This is a genomic window from Paenibacillus aurantiacus, from assembly GCF_042431225.1.
In the GTDB taxonomy this organism is placed as follows: domain Bacteria; phylum Bacillota; class Bacilli; order Paenibacillales; family Paenibacillaceae; genus Paenibacillus_Z; species Paenibacillus_Z aurantiacus.
Genome location: NZ_JBHMDO010000054.1, coordinates 143,786 through 161,143 on the forward strand (window position 1 = coordinate 143,786; position 17,358 = coordinate 161,143).

The window sequence follows — 17,358 nt, forward strand, 5'->3', positions numbered from 1 at the left end:
CTAACCTCCAACGGCTACATATTTCCTCATCCCGGCATCCCACGAGAACTTGGAAATGATCATAAGCACAATCACCCAGACCGCCTGTACGAGAAGCCCGCGCACGATCTCATGATCCGTCAAACTCCCGTTGATGATGTTAACCGGGAAGAACACGACATATTGAAACGGCAAATAGCTCGAGATGCTAGACACCGTATCTCCGAAAATAGTAAGCGGAAAGATGGCGCCGCTGAGCAGATAGACGCCTTGTCCGAACGCGATAAAAACGCCCCAAACCTCTGTAATGATGAACGCGAGAGCGCTAATCGAATAGAAAAGGAGGAAGTTGATAAGCAGTCCGAACAAAATGCCAACCATGAACAGCACGATCTGCTCCCCTCTAAGATGAAACTCCCAAATCCGGCTAAAGACGATCATCAAGATCACGAATAGAATAAGGACGACCCCGGTTTGAACCGTTTTCCCCCCGAAAAAATTACAAATCCGATAGCTGAAATAATGGATGGGCTGAGCAATAAATTTGCTCAGTCCGCCCGTCTTGATATCATTCGCGATTTCCCCTTCGAAGCCGGCAGAAACCAGCTTGGAGACGACGCCGGACAGCACGGAATACATCATCATCTGGGAATAGGTATAACCGTTGATGATCTCATGCGGCGAGCTGTTGTACACGGCCGTCCAAAGGAAGCATTGGACGAGAATGATAAAGCTCGCGCTGACGAGGCTCAGCAGGAAATCGGTCCGATACTCCATCGCGCTCTGAAGAGCCAGGATGTACGTCCTTTTATACTTCCGCAAAGCTTTCATGGCTGACCCCATCCTTCTGATACAAGCTTTCGATCCCTTGCTCGACCGGGATATCCTCAATCGTGAAGTCCAGGATCGGGAACCGGTCCAGCATCATCTTGGAAAGCCGCTGGAGGTCTTGCTTATCGATCTCCATGACGGCATTCATGCCGTCATGCTGCATGATCGTGCCATAATCGAGCAGCGCTTGCCTCGGCACCTCGTCCGTAAATTGCAGCTTGATGATCTTCTTGGCATGAAACAACTCGTTCACGCGCCGCAGATCGCCGTCGTATACGATCTTCCCTTGATTGATGATGATCGTTCGTTTGCACAGATCCTCGATATCCGCCATGTAGTGGCTCGTCAGAATAACCGTTGCTTTCGTCTGCTGGTTATAATGCCTCAGGAACTCCCGAATGCGCTTCTGCGAAATCAGATCGAGTCCGATTGTCGGCTCATCCAGGAAAATGACCTTGGGCCGGTGGATCAGCGACGCGATCAGCTCCATCTTCATCCTCTCGCCAAGCGAGAGCCTCCGCACCTGGATATTGAGCAGGTCCTTTACGTCAAGCATCTCCGTAAGTTCTTCCAGGACAAGGTTATATGGCTTATCCTCGACCTCATAGATGCATTTATTCAGATACAACGATTCGTTCGCCGGCAGATCCCACCACAACTGCGATTTCTGCCCCATCACGATCGAGAACCGCATCTTGAATTCTTTCTTGCGTTCCCAAGGGACATAGCCGAACACCTTCGCCTGGCCGCTTGTCGGATACAAGATGCCGGAGAGCATCTTCAGCGTAGTCGTTTTGCCGGAACCGTTCGGCCCCAGGAATCCGACCATCTCGCCAGGCTCGATCGCGAACGATATGTCGCTGACCGCTTCTTTGATCAGCGTATTTCGCTTCACTAAATTTTTCAGGGATTTTTTGAACCCCAATTCTTTTTCATAGTAGTTGAAGCTCTTGGATAAGCGTTCGACTTGGATGATGCTCACCGGTGCACCCCATTCATGTTGATCTGGAATAACTAAACACCGTGCAAATGCAAGACGCTGCACTTGGAACATGCCGGTGTCAGTCGTTCGTCCATCAGTTCCCTTATCCTTGTGTAGGTCAGGCTATGCCATAATTCTTGCACGGAGGCTTCCTGTAATCGGCCGATCTCGAATTCCTTGAAAAATTTACACGCGATAACCGTTCCATCGGGCGTAATGTCCATCCGGTTCGACAGCGCAAGACACTTCTTGTTCATCGTGCCTTTGCCCACGACCTCTTTGCCGAGCACGAAATCTTCGATCTGGTCCTGATCCAGATTCGGCTGGTAACGCAACCGCATCTTCCAGACCCGGTTGTTCACCCGATCCAACTCGCTCATCAAAGCAGGTATGCGCTCCGGGTCCAGCTTGTAGTTAAAGGCGTGCCAGCTTCGTTCATCCTTGTGCTCGCTCGCCGGAAGGAAGTCGAACGTCCGGTCGAAGTAATCGTCCATCCCCTGCGTGCATTCATCCGAGATATACCACGGGAAGCAGACCATGACCAGATCTACGCCGACGCCCTCCAGGAAGTCTAACAGATCGTAAAGCTTGTCGGTCATGGCATCGTTCACGACGGTATGGATCGAAATTTTGCCCCTGAACCGGTTTTCCTTACGCAGCTCGATGAGCATCCGGATGGCGTCTATCGCCTTGTTGAACACCCCTTTGCCGCGAAGCGCATCATTCTCCTCTTCGAATCCGTCAAGCGCAATGAGCAGCTCCAAGTTGTCGGAAATACGCAGCAAAGCGTCCAGTTTTCGCTCGATCAGCATCGCGTTCGTGCAGATCGTCGTTTCGCGCGGGTAGGTTTCAAGCAAGGCGGCCAAACGGTCGAAATGGCTGTATACGAGCGGCTCGCCGCCCCAGATGTAGAGCCTCGACTTGGCCGGTTCCGTCTCGAGAATCAGCTTCTCCAGCAGCCCGTAATCGAGCTGTTCCCGCTGCTGCTCCGGCGTCATGAAGTGGTGGTAGCCGGTGTCGTTCCATTGATAGCAATGCTTGCAGCGCAAGTTGCATTGGTTGGTCAGTTTAATCCCGACCGACTCCGGCAACGGCGTCGCGTAACCCTTCACTTTCTCCATGTTCCGCTTGGTTTCCACGGTATTCTTGAGGGTACGTTTCAAGATTTGCAAGTCCTTGGGTGAATGTTTAATCTCCGACTTCGGATTCATAGGAACACACCCTTCCAATAAGTATGGGGTCGCTTACTCGATCAGTAGATATAATACCGTGAACAAGCCGTACAAATCGGAAGCATATTTTTTTTCATATACGCGCGATAATCCTTGTACTTGCCGCTATTCCAGATATCGAGCAGATTCTCGTCGTTCACGTTGCCAAAGGTCAGGTCATAGAAGGCATGGCAGGGCGAAACGTCGCCCCTTGCCGTAATCTCCGCATACACCCATGGCAGCGAGCACCGGTTTCGTTTATCGGCCATCTGATCGAATTGCCCGGAGAAATAGTTGCGCAAATTCGGTTCATCAATCGTCTTTGGATAGGTAATGACATGAATGCTATTCTTCAAGCAATACTCCTTCACCGTATGGAGCTGTCTCGTCAATTCCGGGATATCGATCTGGCTGAACGAACTGATGTCCCGCCATACCATCCCCTTGGCATAAGGAGCGCCATGAACATCGAATTCCTCTCGCAGAACCTCTACATATTGGGCATACTGCTCTTCCGTTGCATAGAGCTGTACTTCCATGCTGATATGGTCCAGCATCGACAAGTCGAGATGCTTGAAGAAGAACTCCTCGATGTACATATAATTCAGTGGCGTAATGATGAACGAAACGCCCATCTTCGGGAACTGCTTGCCTTTGCTTTCCCGAAGCTCATAGAGCTTCTCGATCCCCTTGATCACTTTCTTGAACACGCCTTTGCCCCGCTGCCGGTCGTTGATTTCCTCGGGGCCGTCGAGCGACATCCAGATTTTATTGGGGGCCGTCTCGACGAGCATCTCGGCATGCTGCTCGAGCAAGGTGCCGTTCGTGGGGAAGTCCGCGACGCTTCCATAGTGCTTGATCATGGCCAGAATGTCGCTTAGCCACGGGTACATCAGCGGCTCGCCGCCGAAGAAATCGTAATACGGCTTGCCCGGGCTGCACGCGACGATGATCTTCTTGATCACCTCCGGATCGAGCTGCGCTAACGTTTTCTTGCTTTTGTAGGGCCCTTCGAGTCCCCACTCATAGCACATCTTGCATCGTAGATTGCATTCCTCCAGCAGCTGCAAGACGATCCATCTCGGGTAGCTTGTGGTTTCTTGGGCAACGCTTAATTGGTTTGCGCTCATCGTATGATCCCTTCCGCCATGGCAATCTTATCCGTTCGTTAACGCGACTCTCGAACAATAATGATCCACGTAATTCGTCCGTCCTCCGGGTCTGTTCATGATCGCATGATGCATCTCCTTCAGGACCTCTACGGCAAAATCCATCTCCCGCCACTTCTCGTAGCGTATCCCGAACCCCAGCGACTCCCACAATTCCAAATTGCGCTGCTCGTGACTTCCGAACGGCTCCAGCAGAATAAGCGGGGTAGCGGAGGCAAGCGAATCAATCAATGTGCCCGCCCCCGGCTTGGCCACGATGGCCATCGCCTCCGAAGCGACGTCGAATAGCCAATGATGATCGGCCTTTGCGGCGTATGCGTTCGTCTCTTCTCCCGATATCTCGATGTAAGGCGGAAACCCGTGCAGGCCGTTCGCGCTCTTCACCCATGCGCACCACTTCGGATCGTTCATCCAATACCGGTGATCGGGATCGGGCTTCGCTTCCTTCCAATCGTAAGCGACGATATCAAGCCCGTAGTTTCTGCCCGCAAGCTCCGGCACTTTACTTTGATAAGTGCCCATCCCCCAGCCGCCGCCATGGACGACGAGCCTCTGCTTCCTCGAATCGAAGGGCAGCGGCGCGTCATGGGTGACCGGGATTTCGCATCGAATCTCCATCTTGTCGGTATCGTAGAGGCATGCGTCGTCATAAAACTCGTTATAACGAGGATGAAACTTCTTCAGGCTCTTCCAAGAAGGGGCCAGGTCCGAATCGACGTAGAGCAGGTCGACATGAATGGGTTTGGGCAGCATCTTCTCCCGATACAGGTCCAGAATATAGACCCAATGTCCGGATAGCGAGATGAATTCGCGCCGGTCTTCCGCTTTCCACGCGTCCAGCAATAGCTCGACTCGGGCATCATCCATGCTGCCCCGGATATCCATCGGCATGCGGGCCGATACATTCGCCAGCGCGAAATTATGGTGGTAAGCGTTCCTGCTGTCCGCAATATGATCCATCTTGTCTGGTTCCAAATAGCTCTCGAACACCAGCACTTCCGTCGCGATATCCCTTATGTTGAACGCGTTCGCAGCTAACAGACCGGGGATATAGAAGCCCAAACCGAAACCCGAGCATAGGATCGTTATTTTCCGCCCGCCCATAAGCTTTCTTCCTCCATTCGTGGTTTCCATCGCTTCGGACTGCATCAGCCGACGATTTTGAAGGATAGCGACGCCAGCACGTCCTTGACCTTAGCAGACAATCGTTCGTTATCCTGTTCCCCCTCAACCAATGAATAATACAATCTGCCTTTCACCTGCTTATTCCGGACCCCCTTGCCTTCGCTGACGATTTTGTTAATAAGGAGCGTATTCGCGCTTAACGGCAAGATGCCGAACCCTCGATCAGGCTTGTATAGCACTCCTTCGCGATCCAGCGTTTCCAGTAATTGCTCGAACGTCGCCTCGCATGCGAACTGTACCGTCACATGCGTCATGCTCCCGGCGGCAGCGTGTTTCTCCAAGTAACGGTCTACGTAATGCTTGATCAGACTCATCGATCTTCTCGCATTCACCTCGACGATCGGAACGATGCGGCCGTCTGTCAACAGCATGGAATCGACGCATACGTCGCCGTAATAACCAGCCCGGTAAAGCTCGCGAGCCGCCAGTTTCATTACTTCAAAATACTCCGCTTCCCGCAACACCTGAAGCAGCGTATCGTCGGCCGTAAAGGAGCCTTGGTAAGCAAAATTGCGATTGACCAATTGCTGCACCGAGATAAATCGGTATGTACCGTCCTCCTCGATGTGGAATTGACAGGAGAAATCCAGTTCCTTGCGGAGGAACGGCTCTACAATAAACCGGACCGTTCTTCCCTTGCCGTACTGTTCGCCCAGATAGGAGGTCACGCGTCTCAATATCGCTTCCGACTCGATCAGCAAATTCCCTTTCCCGGAAACGCCGAACTCATCTTTGATCAAGAAGGGTCCCTGACGCAGCAGCGTCAAGCCGGTTGCCAGCAGCTCTTCATGCGAATAGATTGTCTGGCTGTCGGACCGAAGACCGAGGCGACGGTTCAATTCCGTTGAATACAGCTTCGAATTTACCGTTCGAACCGTCTCGATAGCTGCAAAATTCTGTTTCAAACCGTAACGCGCGGCAGTACGATCCGCTCCCGGAATAACGGCAAAAGGGGACAACCGGGCGCCATCCAGCCATTGCGGATCCATGTCGCCCATACGATCGGCTGATGTGATCAGGTCGAATACATTGGCCGTTCTGGCCGCGCTTCCTCCTTCAGGACTCTCGAGATCGGTTGAGTTGGAATGAAACTCAAACCCGATCGCATGCAAATACGCTTTATGGCTGGCGTTCATTCGATAGCGAGTAATGAGCCTATCCTGCGCCTCGCAAAAGGGGAAGAGCAGCTCATCCATGGCCATCACGACATTCTCCATTTCGGGATCGTGAAACGCCGGCAGCCTGGCTAGATTAGGATCGCGCCAGAAGCGTTCCGCGTCGAACGTTCCGATGATGAGTTCGCGCTGGCGTCTATCGTTCATACCGATGCCGTCTTCTTCAGCTCGGAGATATAGCGGGAGAAGGTCGCCACCGATTCCATAAGCGTGAAGTCGAATTGTTCAAAATCGATTTCAATACCGAACTGCTCTTCCACTTTCAGAATGAGCGTTATGAGCTGCAGGGAGTCCAGTCCCCCGTCTTCCATCATGTTGGAATGCTCGTTCAAGCTTAGCGCCAGCTCAGCGTCGTCCTTGATTTCGCTTATCATCGCAATGATCTGTTGTTCCATAGGTATCCCCCATTTAATGGATATATTGGCTTTGGTAATAATGGATCGTTCGAGCGAGGGCCTCACGCAAACCGATCGTTGGTTCCCAGTCCATAATCGTCCGCGAAACGGTAATATCCGGCTTCCTTCTCCGGGGATCGTCTTCCGGCAGCGGGAGAAACTCGATCTGCGCGTTGGACTTCATGAGTTCCTTTAAGAGTTGAGCGACCTCAAGTACGGTGACCTCCTCCGGATTCCCCAAATTGACGGGCTGTTCGTACGCGGTACGCATCAATCGCACAATCCCTTCCAGCAGATCGTCGATATACTGAAAACTTCTCGTCTGTCTGCCGTCGCCATAAATCGTGAGGTTTTGCTTGGCCAGGATTTGATTAATGAAATTGGTAATGACCCGTCCGTCATTCAAATCCATCTTCGGGCCGAATGTGTTGAAAATCCGAATGACCCTTACCGGTATGCCGTATTTCCTGTTCATCCAGTAGGTGATCGCTTCCGCATACCGCTTCGCTTCGTTGTAGCAGCTTCTTGCTCCAACCGAATTCACGTTGCCATAGTAGCTCTCCGGCTGCGGGTGAACGCTTGGGTTTCCATAGATCTCGCTGGTTGAAGCCAGGAAGAAACCGGCCTGCTTTTCTTTGGCCAGATGCAGCAGATGCAGCGTTCCTTCGCTGCCTACCCGCATCGTTTCGATCGGAAAGGCCAAATATTTGGGCGGGCTGGCCGGACTTGCGAAATGCATGACCCAATCGACAGGTCCTTCAACACCGAACGGAACAATAACGTCATGCTCGATGAACTTGAAATTTGGCGACTGCAAGAGATTGTCCATGTTGGCGGTCGACCCGGTCAGAAAATTATCGACCCCGATAACGGTATGGCCTTCCCGCAACAACCTCTCGGCAAGATTCGATCCGATGAACCCTGCGACTCCTGTTAATACAATGATTATTATTATTCCCCCTTGTGCTTGAGGTGTCGTGAAACCGTTATCCATGCCATCGATGTACCAGCCAGATGATTGGATCACTCCAAATGTAGAGGTGTTCTATAGTAGTTGAGACACGGGAGCGCGATAAATAAGTTATGATGAGACGAAGGAGAAAGGAACTGCGCAGAGGGATATCGAGGAAGCTTTTTTATTCCTCTTACGCTTATCTTAGCGTGGGCGACTCACGTTCAATACCCACTGGATTCTTGAAAATCGCCTTACAAATTATAGGTTTTAATCAATAAACTAGAGAAGACAATAGGGGGGCGGTCGATGTTGGGGCTTACTGAATGTCTACCTCTTTCAGGAATCGATCAAGGAATATCGATTCTTCATTTTCTATACGAATGATCATCGCATGCAGCCTTTCTAATATGTGCCTATCCCTAGTCAGGTTATATTTAAGCACGACATTCACCATAATCTTGGCCTGAACTTCAATGGATAAGAATTTTTCTATATGTTCATGACTGAAATGATTTAAAAGCCGATTATCGTACAAGTACCTAAGTCTTAATGTCATGATTTTCTTATGGTCATAAAGTAGATGAAAGGGTCTTATGTCGAGTTTGGACTCATGATTACAGGTGTCCTTCACATAGTTCCCTAATGTAGTGTATATCTGCATACCGAAGTCGAGTTTATCCCGATCTCCTCCATAGTTGAACATATCCCAGTACTCAGGTGGTTTGTTCGTGAAATAATGCCTTATCGAATTTAATAGGGTATCTACGCTGAAATGATCCTGAACCCGATGATTAAATTGATACAAATAAACCATTTCGTTCAGATAATCATGATTTGTAGTTAAATGATTCATGGAGAAAGCAAGACTGAAATCCGAAAATGATAGTTCAGCTTGACTATAAACCCCATTCTTAAAAAAATCTGAAACATACAATATTTCTCTATTGAGATCATACCCATAAACAAATATGTCATGATGCAAATGGAGTCTATTATATCGTTCGCTTAAAGGGACGTAGAAGTAATTCACCATGGTGTGGACATAAGTATTTAAATTAATATTTTCTATAATAAAACTGATGATTGAGCCCCATTTACTTGTCACATGATCTCTATGCATCTTTTGAGTAATAATCCATTTGCATGCATCGGAAGGCCGCAACTCATAAGGTAATGGGAAATAAAAATCTCCCCATTTATGTTTGTAATCCTTGTTAATATATAATTGAATGTAATTATTGAATATCCATGGATATGCGCGCTCGTAATGGGTAAGGATGGACAGAAGATGAGCATGTTGGGTATAGGTTGTAATCATTGGATACCTTACCGGTAATACTTTTCCCCCTAGTTGAATGGTATTTTCCAATATTCAGTTCACCCCTCGTCATCTATTCGATTAGCGCTTATACGCCTAACTCATTTAGCAGTAATCGCTTCGTACTTGCCCTGTCCAGTTTTCCTGTTTTTGTTTTTGGGATTTCAGCAACAATCCTCCATTGTCTAGGCACTTTATACGACGACAAATGCAAGCGGCAATGTTTTTTCAGCGCATCGATATCAAGCAGACATCCTTCTACCCCTTTCAGAAATGCGATGGGTACTTCGCCTAATAGATCATCGTGCACGCCTACAACGATGACTTCCTCAATTTCTCTCATTCCATATAAAAACGCTTCGATTTCTTCCGGATAGATATTGATACCGCCGGAAATAATGATATTCTTCTTCCTGCCTGTAAGGATCAAACAACCGGATTCATTCCAATATCCCAAATCTCCCGTCTTTAACCAACCATCGACAAGGGTTTCGTTTGTTAACGTTGGGTTTTTGTAATAACCGAGCATCACATTGGGGCCCTTGACCCAAATTTCTCCGGCAGCCGTTCCCTCAACCTCCTTCTCTTCTTCGTCCACGATTCGAATCGAAACATCACGGATAGGCGATCCACAGGATATTCGGCGATCTCCCCGTTCCATCATGCTCACCCGTGGAGAAGCTTCGGTCAATCCATAGGTCTGAATAAGGTCTGCTTTAGGAAATACAGTCCGAATCTTGTCTACTAGTTTGGCCGGAACCGCCGCGCCGCTAACTACAATGAATTCAATTGAATCAAAGACGCCCCGGTTTGGGGTCTGATGAAAATCCGAAATGAAGTGCATCAATTGCGTAGGCACGGCCGAAAAGCCCGTCACCGCCTTACGCTCAAACAGCTTAAACGCCGTGCGCGGCAGCATGGGCAGGCTGATAAGCGTCATGCGGGTTCCGCAAAGCATACAAGAAATCAATTGCGTGACAATCGTAGAACTGAAATGAACGGGCATCGTGACCAGAAACGAATCTTGGTCCGTATAACCTAATTTTTGGCCATGTGCCAGCGCATTCGTCCATACATTCCGATGGGATAACATTACGATTTTAGATTTACCGGTTGTGCCCGATGTAGGCAACAGAATGGCGCAATGATCGGGATCAGGCTGATTGGTTACTGTGATCGATTCAAATGAAGACAACGATTCTTGGGATAAATCCTGAGCGGTAACCCACGGGATGTCGCACTTTAAGCGTGCAGGCTGTGCATATTTGCTAATAACCAGTTTGGTATCGGTGGCAATTAAGTTCTGTTCAATTTCGGTTGTGGATGCTGAGTAGGGGATCGGTACGAGTACATAGCCGCAGAACTGAATGCCGAGCGCCGCGAAAATGAAAAACGGCTCATTATTTGTGTATAAGGCGAGATGGCTGCCTGCCTCCAGATCAAAGTTCTTCTTCATATAGGAAGCAATCAAATAGGCTTCTGTCATCACCTCCGCGTAAGTCCAATTTTGCTTGATATCTTGAAGGATAATTTGTTCTTTACGCTCGCAAGCTTCCTTCCATAAGCACTCAATGATAGTCATATTCTCCTCCTTTATAGGATCTATCCGACTTCGCCGCAGGTTTAGGACATCGTTTTCTCGGTCAAATAATGAATGATTAATCCAGCCGTGGAGAAGTTTTCGAACAATAGATCCTCATCGGGGACGGCGATGTTGAATTTCGATTCCATTAAAACAACAAGCTTGAGGAAGCCAGCCGAATCCATCCCTTGCTCCAACAAATTCGTATTGCGGTCATCGGGATACTCGATTTCAAGTTCAGTAAAAATTTCGTCTCTCAGGATAACTTCAATTGCTCTAGACATCCTATCTCCTCCGTTCGATGATCTTGAATTTCCAGACAACCCGCAGCTTTGTGACAAGACGAACAGCAATACCATTTAGATAACGCACGCGTTATGGTATCATTTTCCTGCTGTTTTTTTAACCCGGCAAAATATAGTTTTTATACCCCGCGACATGCTGGTTCCCCTCCTTCGGTTTTCATTATAGATGCGGGCGTGGCCGCGGAAAGATCGCCCTGAACATCGATCGGGTCGTGCAGTAACGGAACAAAAATAAACCGATCTCCGCTTCGAGACGGAAATCGGTTTATACCCGCTTATTATTTCTAATGTTAATCGAGGCTAGTGTTATTGGGTGGCTCGCGTAACTAAACGTATACTTGAAATAAGCAATCCGTTATTTAATGGTTTTTATTACGAATTCGTTTCACCACTAGCCTTGTTAATGCAGCCAGCGACAAACCGATTACAAAGGTGTAGGCGTTAAAATAAATTCTGTTGGTATATTGATTCAACCAACCGAAATTGTAAATAACAGAGTCGGGATTTCCTGGGCCTCCCCTTAAGTGGCGAATAAGATTATCAACATATACATATTCGCCAAGGATGCATAGCAGTATGACTAGCGGTAATCCCATAGCACCCCATAGCATAGTTTTTGCGCCATCGAGCAAAGGCCCGACAATTCGATATGTAAAGATCAACGCAATAAGATATAGGGGAATAGCCGGAATAATGAACAGAATACCTAGGTTGCCATTACCTGAAGCGCCGTGGCCATCCCCCCTATAGGTTAGCGTGAAAATATAAACTAGTAAGAAAAAAACTATACTTAGACTGACAGAAACCGCAAAGGCGATAAGGTCTATTTTGAGTCTTGACACAATGTGTTTCCTCCTTCACCGTTGCTTGTAAGTTCTTGGTTTAGAATCGGGCTAGCTCTGTTTAAACAGATTAAGGAATCCTATATCTTGATCATTGTCACTCCATAAAAGATAGGTTGTTGCCGAAGACTCGTCGGGATCTTTAATGCCGAAATAGTTTTGCGTATACATAACATAGCCGACCCCGAGCACAAAATGATAGTCCCGGTAAGTATTACCCGAGACGAAATAATCGAATCGTATACCGACTGGCAGGCTTGAATTTATTGCCGAAGTGTAAGTACCCCAAGCGACATTGTCAGTGCCTCGATGCTCGGTTCCAACCCATTTCTCTCCGTTATGACGTAAATGAGTCAGCAACCCCTCTGAATACTTTGCGAGACTCGTTCCGGCTATGGTCGTCCCCATTTCGGAATAAAGATGATTTACAAGTTGAGCGTTACCTCCATAATATGCACCGCCTCTTACTTGATGTCCATTGGCAGCCAGGTAATTTGCCGTCATAGCCCCCGTAGCAGGTCCGCAGGCGGAATCTTGATTGGTCACGCCCGTTGCACGTTGGGAAATATGAGTAACACTTATTTCTTTTGATATGGGATTTGCTAACGCTACGACATTGGAGTTTAAGCGCGCCCAATCCGTGTTGCTAATGTCTGGGTTTGAGGCCATCGGTTTCAAATTGATGTTCTTAGCTTCAGCCTTTTCTTTGACCGCAGAAGCATTTTGAGCGCGAATAAGGCCATGGTTGTAATAGCTCTTTAATTTCAATTTGTTTGTTTCAGCCATGCCGTCTCCGTATTCAAGAACTGGTCCTTTATCTGTCGATGAGGAGACAATAATATGCCCAATAGCTTCGCCTTCATTACGAACGATAAAATAATAGCCCAGCTGACTTTCGTCGATATCATACAGTACTTCCGAGAATGTCAATTGGGTCTGGTACCATTTTTCAGCGAAATTTGACCCTTTAATGAACTGCTCCGCTACTTTTTTTGCTTCCGCGACAGACACTATCTTAGATACACGCGATACACTTGCATCCTCTACTGCGCCGGCCACTGCTGCGTTTGACGACACGAGGAAAGTTGCGAGAACGAGTAAAGCAGCTCCCTGGGATACCTTTATTTTCATCATGCACCATCTTTCTTTTAATTAATATAGGGTTTTACAACTTATTTATACTAAATTTCCATCATTTTATATATCTTTTTTTAATATATATATTAGGCACGTATTGATTTACTCGTTAGGGCTATTTGTAATAGATCACTCCGTTTTTGTCCCCGGTTAGCGTAATGTATGTACTTAGATCTTATGGAAAGTCACCCTTGACCATCAACTTCCAGATTCTGTTCTTTCCATGACTGTACACGCAATAAAACAGACGCACCGATAGGATACGTCTGTCTCTGCCTGATGCCATCCATCACTTCTTCTGCTTATAAAACTCATGATACAGCTTCATCAACGCCCTCTTCTCAATCCTCGACATATATCCTTTGAAATCTCCCGCTACGTCCGCTATTCCCCGCCTGTTATCAATCCGAACCCGTCAACCACGACTTCCTTCTCCCGGTCATTCAAAATATCCAGATTCTTATAGATCTTGCTCTACTCTATCTTCATCTGTACCCAAAAGTTTTCGCAGAAAACTTACTTCGGAAGCATACGCTCGGCCACATCGTCGGCTTCCGAACCGAGGATGTCGATGAGCGTGATTTCGTTCCCCTCTTTGTCTGTCCCGATCGGGTCGTGCAGCGAAACGTCCTTTTTCGTTTTCTTCAAACTCCGCAAATGCATCAGGAGTTCGTTCTCGATACAACGAGCCGCGAACGCCGCCAGCTTCGTCCCTTTGCCGAAGCTCTCGATCGCGTGATCAGACCGATGGTGCCGATGGAGATCAAATCCTCCAGATCTTCCCCGGTGTTATCGAATTTTGATGCATACGCTCGGGAAATACCAACTCCATCGTTTCTCCTTGATAAGACACCGTACAGCTACCTCGACCCACTCATACATGATTAAGCGGTTTACTCATTCACTGATAGAACGCAAATATATATCACCTGAAATAGAAAAGTCCCGATGTATCGGTATACTTTGGAACTCGCTTTGTTGTTTCAAACCTGCTTGTATGGATGCAGTTCTTTAAGGAAGGCCGGCGCCAACTTATCACTATTAGATGAAGCAAGCTCATACTTACTTAGTCAGAAGTCACCCGACCTACTTGCGCACCACTTCATAGCCAGTATATTCTTCAACGTAAATTCTCGAGGATGGATCTCTAGAGGTCAAATAATAAGCCCAAATGATATTATGGTGACGGAGAGGGAATAATTGTTCTATAATTTAAATTCGGTTGAATCACTTGTAGGCCTCAGGAGGAAAGAACATGCAACTCATCGACAAAACGAAAGTTCAGCAGTATTTAGATATCCTGATCGATTGCGATATATATATCCATCTCGAGATGACGACGGGTGCTTACGCAGCGCATCTGGATCGTTCGAAACATCCAGCCGCGACCTTTATTACGAACGCCGTTATTCGTTATTCCCACGGTTCGATTTCCGGGGATGGCCCCTATCGTGTCGGTTTGAAAACGGAGCAAGGCTGGGTTTATTCCGAAGGGCTTACCCACTATGAAGAGACGGATTCCGATAGGCTCATCCTGGCGGGTCACGATCCTGCAGGCAAACTCGTCGTGGCGTTGCAATTGAGTCGGGAACCATTCTAACGTAAAGGGGAATTGAACATTGATGAAACAGCACATCCTAGTTGTGCTTCCGCATCCGGACGACGAAGCGTTCGGCGTGTCAGGAACGCTTGCCATGCATCTCGACCAAGGAACGGCGGAAGTCACTTATGCTTGTTTGACTTTAGGCGAAATGGGCCGCAACATGGGAATACCGCCTTTCGCCAACCGGGTCACGCTGCCCGCCATACGCAAGCAGGAACTGGAGGCTTCTTGCCGTGCCATTGGCATTCGGGATCTCAGAATGCTTGGATTTCACGATAAAATGATCGAATTCGAGGATAAAGCGAAGTTAGACGGAAGCATCGAGGCGCTCATGAAAGAGCTGAATCCTTCGTTGGTCATTACGTTCCACCCGACGCTGAGCGTTCATCCCGATCACAACGCATGCGGTGCGGCGGTCATCCGAACGATCGGCAGAATGCCTGCAGATCGTAGGCCGACCGTGCATTGCATGGCATTCGCCAACAATCACGAACAAGAGATCGGCAAACCGGATATCATGAATGACGTTAGAGGTTACCTGAAACAGAAAATGGCCTCTATTCAAGCCCATAAGTCCCAATTTCAAGCAGCTGAATTGTTAGGCAACAAAAAATTATCGGATGCGGAAATCCAGGCCCGCTTCGGAACGGAACGATTCTGGACGTATCGGTTCTAATAGAAGACAATTCTCATGCTTAAAACAACCCCTGGTCGCCGGTCAAGTTTCCGCAACCGGTCGTCAGCCAGTCATCCAGGCCGCCCATCCAGAGCGGCCCCTCATTCACTTCTTCTGCTTATCAAACTCATGATACAGCTTCATCAGAATAATTTCCCTTTGCTCTTTTAGCGTCTTTTTGTAGCTTCTATCTCAAATCAGATAGACCGTGGTTCTTCATCACAGCCGGCAAACCACTCGCTGACCAGCGTTGTCGTTTTACCAACGATCGCAGCCAGCCGCAGACAACAAAGAGAGGTGCAAGATTCACTCTATCCCTGCTATATATAGCAATACAATTCGTGTATTGTATTTGGCGTTATAAAAAAACTTATATCTTCCTGTCGTTTTTGTAATTTGTTTTATTAATCATGTCGTATTACGCTATAGGAAGCTGTGATTAGGAGGGAATACGAATGAGCCAACTAAAAGTATCCACATATAAAGAGGCTGTTCAGCTTATTAATGAAGTGGGCATCTTGCCACTGGCACCGCTTATTCCAAACCATCCCTCACTTTACGAAATCACTTCTGGCGAGCAATGGTTAACGGGGACCGAAACTGATCCTTGGCTTTGGCGAACACGACTTCCCAGTGATGGCGCAGCGGCTTACGGTAAATTCATGAAGAAGAAACCGGTTCTCATTTCGCGCGAATTATTCCCATGGGTTAAAGTCATTCTAGGAAGCAATCTATCGATTGAAGTTCGTTATCAACAAGGTTTGATTTCTAAGGATGCCTTAGTGCTGTATCGACAAATCAGAGAGGAAGAAGGCATCGAAACGAGGTCATTAAGATTAAAAGCGAGCATGCATGGCAAAGAAATGAAGAAAACATTCGAAAGGTCCCTTTTGGACTTACAAGAAACGGTGGATATTGTTATTTCCGGTGCCAACGAAAGCAGGATCCTTTTAGATGTGAATAGCGCGTGGAAGAGTACTTCATTCGAGTCAACCGACCATTGGATGGAGAACGTCGGCATCCTTCAATCTGATATTCATGCGGAGCTTGCTAAGAAGGAACTGAAGAACTGCTTAACCGAGAAATGCAGTGTTGAGGCATTCGGATTTCTCAATAAATTTTTTAAACTTGATTCCTAAATCTCTGATAATAAAACAGAAAGGAACTGCTGAATGCAGCTCCTATTAATCACCTCAATTTGAATCCTTCGATCCCATTCTCTCATCTGTTTATCACACTCATATTCGTTCTGCTAACGATTCTTTTGCTTCCAAACGTTCAAGCAAGGCTTTACCTAGATCTGATGAAGCTTGCGGATTCTGACCTGTAATCAAGTTCCCATCCGTAATGACATGGTCACTAAAAATCGGAGCGGATATGAAGTTCGCACCTAATTCACGCAACCGGTCTTCCAACAAGAAAGGCATAAGACGATCAAGTTGAACCGTTTGCTCTTCCAGATTCGTGAACGACGTTAGCGTTTTCCCCTTCACAAACGATTCTCCATTGGATAACGTAACACCCACCAACCCCGACAAACCATGACATACAGCAGCAACAATTCGATCTGACTCAGCAAATTCTCGAACCATGTCCTGCAATGGAACATCATTGGCGAGGTCAAACATCGTTCCATGACCTCCCGGTAGATAAATGGCATCGAAATCGTCAGAGCTTACTTCTTTCAGTAATACCGTATTTTGCAACTGTTCATGGTCACGGATCCGTTGGGCGTTTCCTTCCTGAGGCACGCTGTTTGGATCTATCGGCGTTTTACCTCCTTTCATGCTAGCTACTGTTACTTGATGACCTGCATTTATTAATAAATCGTAAACCTCGACAAATTCGGATAACCATAGACCCGTTGGAAGCCCCTGCTGAATCTCTTCGTGACTAGTTACGACAATTAAAATTTTTTTGGTGTTCATCGATTATCCCACTCTCGCTAATAATTTCACTAAGAAAAAAGATTCCCATGTGATTTATTTCCATTTTAATTTCGCACAAGCTATA

The 17,358-nt window shown here is 47.5% G+C and carries 16 protein-coding genes and 1 pseudogene; 3 read left to right on the forward strand and 14 right to left on the reverse strand.

Features of this window, described 5'->3' with window-relative positions; genetic code table 11:
* The 13 genes and pseudogenes from ACFFSY_RS33590 to ACFFSY_RS33650 all read right to left on the reverse strand — a co-directional run.
* Entirely contained in the window at positions 1–810 is an 810-nt protein-coding gene (locus tag ACFFSY_RS33590) for an ABC transporter permease (RefSeq protein WP_377502729.1), read from the reverse strand.
* Positions 788–1,792, reverse strand: coding sequence for an ABC transporter ATP-binding protein (locus tag ACFFSY_RS33595; RefSeq protein ID WP_377502731.1), 1,005 nt, complete (start codon positions 1,790–1,792; stop codon positions 788–790). The genes ACFFSY_RS33590 and ACFFSY_RS33595 overlap by 23 nt, the downstream gene beginning before the upstream one ends.
* 32 nt (positions 1,793–1,824) lie before the next feature.
* The gene (locus ACFFSY_RS33600; RefSeq protein ID WP_377502733.1) at positions 1,825–2,955 is read right to left on the reverse strand and encodes a radical SAM protein; all 1,131 of its coding nucleotides are present in this window, start codon (positions 2,953–2,955) and stop codon (positions 1,825–1,827) included.
* A gap of 89 nt (positions 2,956–3,044) precedes the next feature.
* Complete coding sequence (locus tag ACFFSY_RS33605; protein WP_377502735.1) at positions 3,045–4,133, reverse strand: radical SAM protein; 1,089 nt, start codon at positions 4,131–4,133, stop codon at positions 3,045–3,047.
* A gap of 27 nt (positions 4,134–4,160) precedes the next feature.
* A complete protein-coding gene (locus ACFFSY_RS33610; RefSeq protein WP_377502736.1) occupies positions 4,161–5,276 on the reverse strand; it encodes a UDP-glucuronosyltransferase in 1,116 nt (371 codons plus the stop codon).
* Positions 5,277–5,320: 44 nt separating this feature from the next.
* Complete coding sequence (locus ACFFSY_RS33615; protein WP_377502738.1) at positions 5,321–6,679, reverse strand: ATP-grasp domain-containing protein; 1,359 nt, start codon at positions 6,677–6,679, stop codon at positions 5,321–5,323.
* Entirely contained in the window at positions 6,676–6,927 is a 252-nt protein-coding gene (locus tag ACFFSY_RS33620; protein WP_377502740.1) for an acyl carrier protein, read from the reverse strand. Before ACFFSY_RS33620 ends, ACFFSY_RS33615 begins: the two co-directional genes overlap by 4 nt.
* Before the next feature lie 13 nt (positions 6,928–6,940).
* A complete protein-coding gene (locus ACFFSY_RS33625; protein ID WP_377502742.1) occupies positions 6,941–7,921 on the reverse strand; it encodes an NAD-dependent epimerase/dehydratase family protein in 981 nt (326 codons plus the stop codon).
* Between the two features lie 1,367 nt (positions 7,922–9,288).
* Entirely contained in the window at positions 9,289–10,782 is a 1,494-nt protein-coding gene (locus ACFFSY_RS33630) for a class I adenylate-forming enzyme family protein (protein ID WP_377502744.1), read from the reverse strand.
* Between the two features lie 41 nt (positions 10,783–10,823).
* Positions 10,824–11,066, reverse strand: a complete 243-nt coding sequence (locus ACFFSY_RS33635; RefSeq protein WP_377502746.1) for an acyl carrier protein — start codon at positions 11,064–11,066, stop codon at positions 10,824–10,826.
* Between the two features lie 380 nt (positions 11,067–11,446).
* Positions 11,447–11,929, reverse strand: coding sequence for a hypothetical protein (locus ACFFSY_RS33640; protein ID WP_377502748.1), 483 nt, complete (start codon positions 11,927–11,929; stop codon positions 11,447–11,449).
* 51 nt (positions 11,930–11,980) lie between these two features.
* Positions 11,981–13,063, reverse strand: a complete 1,083-nt coding sequence (locus tag ACFFSY_RS33645) for a C39 family peptidase (RefSeq protein WP_377502749.1) — start codon at positions 13,061–13,063, stop codon at positions 11,981–11,983.
* 292 nt (positions 13,064–13,355) lie between these two features.
* Positions 13,356–13,866: pseudogene (locus ACFFSY_RS33650) on the reverse strand (sigma factor); the annotation flags it as partial.
* Between the two features lie 455 nt (positions 13,867–14,321).
* On the opposite strand from ACFFSY_RS33650, the gene ACFFSY_RS33655 reads away from it, so the two are divergent.
* The 3 genes from ACFFSY_RS33655 (at position 14,322) to ACFFSY_RS33665 (ending at position 16,484) form a co-directional block, all read left to right on the forward strand.
* Positions 14,322–14,666 (forward strand): YojF family protein, encoded by a 345-nt coding sequence (locus ACFFSY_RS33655; RefSeq protein WP_377502751.1) that lies wholly within the window; start codon positions 14,322–14,324, stop codon positions 14,664–14,666.
* Positions 14,667–14,688: 22 nt separating this feature from the next.
* Complete coding sequence (gene bshB2 / locus ACFFSY_RS33660; protein WP_377502753.1) at positions 14,689–15,345, forward strand: bacillithiol biosynthesis deacetylase BshB2; 657 nt, start codon at positions 14,689–14,691, stop codon at positions 15,343–15,345.
* 455 nt (positions 15,346–15,800) lie between these two features.
* On the forward strand, positions 15,801–16,484 hold the full coding sequence (locus tag ACFFSY_RS33665; protein ID WP_377502755.1) for an AlkZ-related protein: 684 nt from the start codon (positions 15,801–15,803) through the stop codon (positions 16,482–16,484).
* Positions 16,485–16,583: 99 nt separating this feature from the next.
* Here ACFFSY_RS33665 and ACFFSY_RS33670 read toward each other — a convergent pair whose 3' ends face one another.
* Positions 16,584–17,273 (reverse strand): type 1 glutamine amidotransferase domain-containing protein, encoded by a 690-nt coding sequence (locus ACFFSY_RS33670; RefSeq protein ID WP_377502756.1) that lies wholly within the window; start codon positions 17,271–17,273, stop codon positions 16,584–16,586.
* Between the last annotated feature and the right edge of the window lie 85 nt (positions 17,274–17,358).